General features: G+C 37.7%; 1 protein-coding gene. It reads left to right on the top strand.

What is annotated here, in order from left to right:
• The coding region (locus ADH81_RS10690) for an ISL3 family transposase (RefSeq protein WP_049526724.1) at nt 1-632 on the top strand (632 nt) is incomplete at both ends.

Here is a 632-nt window from a genome sequence, read left to right as displayed (position 1 = left end):
AACTTCAACTGTCATTCGTAAGCTCAATGACTTTCACTTTAAGCATGATTTTTCTCGTCTTCCCGAGATTATGTCTTGGGACGAGTACGCCTTTACCAAGGGAAAGATGAGCTTTATTGCACAAGATTTTGACAAGCTCAATATCATCACCCTTCTTGAAGGAAGAACACAAGCAGTCATCCGAAATCACTTTCTTAAATATGATAGAGCGGTCCGATGTCGAGTGAAAATCATTACTATGGATATGTTTAGCCCTTACTATGCCTTAGCTAAACAGCTTTTTCCATGTGCTAAAATCGTTCTAGATCGCTTTCACATTTTACAACATTTGAGCCGTGCTATGAGCCGTATTCGTGTCCAAATCATGAATCAATTTGATCGAAAATTTCATGAATACAAGGCTATTAAACGTTACTGGAAGCTCATTCAACAGGATAGTCGTAAACTCAGCGATAAACGTTTTTATCGCCCTACTTTTCGTATGCACTTGACGAATAAAGAGATTCTAGACAAGCTTTTAAGCTATTCCGAAGACTTAAAATCTCACTATGAACTCTATCAACTATTGCTTTTTCACTTTCAGAATAAAGAGCCCGAGAAATTTTTCGGACTCATTGAGGACAATCTAAAGC

This window comes from Streptococcus pseudopneumoniae (assembly GCF_001072925.1).
In the GTDB taxonomy this organism is placed as follows: domain Bacteria; phylum Bacillota; class Bacilli; order Lactobacillales; family Streptococcaceae; genus Streptococcus; species Streptococcus pseudopneumoniae_Q.
The sequence above is the reverse complement of the archived record's forward strand: the minus strand, read 5'-3'. Positions and strand labels throughout refer to the sequence as shown.